Below are 3153 nucleotides of genomic sequence, written 5' to 3' on the forward strand. Positions count from 1 at the left end.
GGGGGGCGGCGGGGCTCAGCCCAGCTGGGCCAGGCGGCGGGTGACGGCGGCTTCGATGCCGGCGGCGTCCAGGCCGCACTCGGCGAGCATCTCGCCGGGCTTGGCGTGCTCGATATAGCGGTCCGGCAGGCCCAGGTGCAGCAGCGGGCGGACTAGGTTCTCCTCGGCAAGGAACTCGGCCACCGCGCTACCGGCGCCGCCCATCACGCTGTTCTCCTCGATAGTCACCAGCAGCTCGTGGCTGGTGGCCAGCTCGCGCACCAGGGCCTCGTCCAGCGGCTTGACGAAACGCATGTCGGCCACCGTGGCGTCCAGACTCTCGGCGACCTGCAGGGCTTCCGCCAGCTGCACGCCGAACACCAGCAGGGCGACCTGGCGGCCGCGCCGGCGCAGTACGCCCTTGCCGATCTCCAGCTGCTCCAGGCCGGGCTCGATGGTCGCGTTCGGGCCGGTGCCGCGCGGGTAGCGCACCGCCGCCGGGCCCTCGTAGCGGTAGCCGGTGGTGAGCAGCCGGCGCAGCTCGTTCTCGTCGCTGGGGGTCATCACCAGCATGCCGGGGATGCAGCGCAGGTAGGCGAGGTCGAAGCTGCCGGCGTGGGTCGGGCCGTCCTCGCCAACCAGGCCGGCGCGGTCGACGGCGAACAGCACGTCGAGGTTCTGCACCGCCACGTCGTGGATCAGTTGGTCGTAGGCGCGCTGGAGGAAGGTGGAGTAGATCGCCACCACCGGCTTGAGACCGTCGCAGGCCATGCCGGCGGCCAGGGTGACGGCGTGCTGCTCGGCGATGGCGACGTCGAAGTAGCGCTCCGGATAGCGTTCGCTGAAGGCCACCAGGTCGGAGCCTTCCTTCATCGCCGGGGTGATGCCGGTCAGGCGCGGGTCGGCGGCGGCCATGTCGCACAGCCACTGGCCGAAGACGTTGGCGTATTTCGGGCCGGACGGCGCCTTCGGCTGCTTGGGCGCGTCGGTCGGCTCCAGCTTGCTGATGGCGTGCCAGGTGATCGGATCGGCCTCGGCGGGGGCGAAGCCCTTGCCCTTCTTGGTCACCACGTGGAGGAACTGCGGCCCCTTGAGGTCGCGCATGTTGCGCAGGGTGGCGAGCAGGGTGGGCAGGTCGTGGCCGTCGATGGGGCCGATGTAGTTCCAGCCGAGCTCCTCGAACAGGGTGCCGGGGACCAGCATGCCCTTGGCGTACTCCTCGGTGCGGCGGGCGATCTCCCAGGCGCCGGGCAGGCGCGAGAGGATCTTCTTGCTGCCTTCGCGCATGCTGGCGTAGGTGCGGCTGGAGAGGATCTTGGCCAGGTAGTTGGACAGGCCGCCGACGTTGTTGGAGATCGACATATCGTTGTCGTTGAGGACCACCAGCATGTCGGCGTCCACCTCGGTCGCGTGGTTGAGCGCCTCGAAGGCCATCCCGGCGGTCAGCGCGCCGTCGCCGATCACGGCGATGGACTTGCGCTGCTCGCCCTTCAGGCGCGCGGCGATGGCCATGCCCAGCGCGGCGCTGATCGAGGTGCTGGAATGGCCGACGCCGAAGGTGTCGTACTCGCTCTCGGAGCGGCGCGGGAAGGCGGCGATGCCGTCCTTCTGGCGCAGGCTGTGCATCCGCTCCCGGCGACCGGTGAGGATCTTGTGCGGATAGGCCTGATGGCCGACGTCCCACACCAGCCGATCTTCCGGAGTGTCGAAGACGTAGTGGAGGGCGATGGTCAGTTCGATCACGCCGAGTCCGGCGCCGAAGTGGCCGCCCGTCTGGCCGACGGTGTACAGCAGCTCCTGGCGCAACTCATCGGCCAGCACTACCAGCTCGGCCTCGCTCAGCAGGCGCAGCTGATCCGGCGTCGCGGCCCGGTCCAGCAGGGGAGTGGCGGGGCGCACGCGGGGAATCTCGTGGAACGTCTTGGGCATCGAGAAGATCGTTATGCGGCAAAAAGGTGGGGCATTCTACCCGATCCTGGCGCCGCCGCGAAAATCCGTTGCTGGCCTTCGGCCTTTGCCGAGGGTCGCGGGCGGCGCCGGGCCGGTCAGTGGCGGCGTTCGACGATGTAGCGGGCCAGGGCGCGCAGCGGCTCGGCGCCGGCGCCGAAGGCGGCCAGCGCGGCCAGGGCCTGGTCGCGCAGCTCCAGGGCATAGGCCTTGGCCGCCTCCAGGCCGAGCAGGGCCGGATAGGTCGGCTTGTCGTTGGCCTGGTCCTTGCCTTGGGTCTTGCCCAGGGTGGCGGTGTCGCTCTCCACGTCGAGGATGTCGTCCTGCACCTGGAAGGCCAGGCCGATGGCCTGGGCATAGGTGGCCAGGGCGCCGAGGGCATCGGCATCGGCCTTGCCGCTGGCCAGGGCGCCCAGACGCACGCTGGCCTCGATCAGCGCGCCGGTCTTGTGCCGGTGCATGGTTTCCAGGGCCTGCTGGTCGAGGCGGCGGCCGACCGACTCGAGGTCGATGGCCTGACCGCCGACCATGCCGGCCGGGCCGGCGGCGCGGGCCAGGGTGCGCGACATCTCCAGGCGCAGCTCGGCGCTCTGCGGACTGTAGCGGGCGTCGGCGAGAACCTCGAAGGCCAGGGCCTGCAGGCCGTCGCCGGCGAGGATGGCGCAGGCCTCGTCGAAGGCCTTGTGGGTGGTCGGCTGGCCGCGGCGCAGGTCGTCGTCGTCCATCGCCGGCAGGTCGTCGTGCACCAGCGAGTAGGCATGGATCAGCTCCACCGCACAGGCGGCGCCCTCGGCTTGCTGCGCGGTGCCGCCGAGGGCCTCGCAGGCGGCGTAGACCAGCAGCGGACGGACGCGCTTGCCGCCGTTGACCACGCTGTAGCGCATCGCCTGATAGAGGCGGGCCAGCTCGCTGCGCGGGGGCTGCAGCAGGTTTTCCAGGGCGGCATCGACACGTGCCTGGCATTGCTTCTGGTAGCTTGCGATCATGCTTGGGTATCCACGTCAAAAGGGGCGGGCTCGGGTTCGCCATGGCGCTCCAGAAGGATCTGCACCTTCTGTTCGGCCTGGGACAGCGCCGCCTGGCAGTCGCGGGTCAGGCGGATGCCCTGCTCGAAGCAGGCGAGGGAGTCCTCCAGCGACAGCTCGCCGCCCTCCAGCCGCTCGACCAGGGTCTGCAGCTCGGTGAGGGACTGTTCGAAGTCGAGGGCGGCTTTCTTGCGGGCCATGG

Annotated in this window: 3 protein-coding genes; all 3 read right to left on the reverse strand. The window is 70.3% G+C overall.

Annotated elements, in window-relative coordinates:
• Positions 1 to 15: 15 nt before the first annotated feature.
• Positions 16 to 1908, reverse strand: coding sequence for a 1-deoxy-D-xylulose-5-phosphate synthase (gene dxs / locus ACFOJE_RS08495; RefSeq protein ID WP_377813893.1), 1893 nt, complete (start codon positions 1906 to 1908; stop codon positions 16 to 18).
• Between the two features lie 116 nt (positions 1909 to 2024).
• On the reverse strand, positions 2025 to 2912 hold the full coding sequence (ispA, locus tag ACFOJE_RS08500) for a (2E,6E)-farnesyl diphosphate synthase (RefSeq protein WP_377813894.1): 888 nt from the start codon (positions 2910 to 2912) through the stop codon (positions 2025 to 2027).
• A complete protein-coding gene (locus tag ACFOJE_RS08505) occupies positions 2909 to 3151 on the reverse strand; it encodes an exodeoxyribonuclease VII small subunit (RefSeq protein ID WP_377813895.1) in 243 nt (80 codons plus the stop codon). Before ACFOJE_RS08505 ends, ispA begins: the two co-directional genes overlap by 4 nt.
• Positions 3152 to 3153: the final 2 nt, after the last annotated feature.

Source organism: Azotobacter bryophylli (assembly GCF_042643485.1).
GTDB classification, from domain to species: domain Bacteria; phylum Pseudomonadota; class Gammaproteobacteria; order Pseudomonadales; family Pseudomonadaceae; genus Azotobacter; species Azotobacter bryophylli.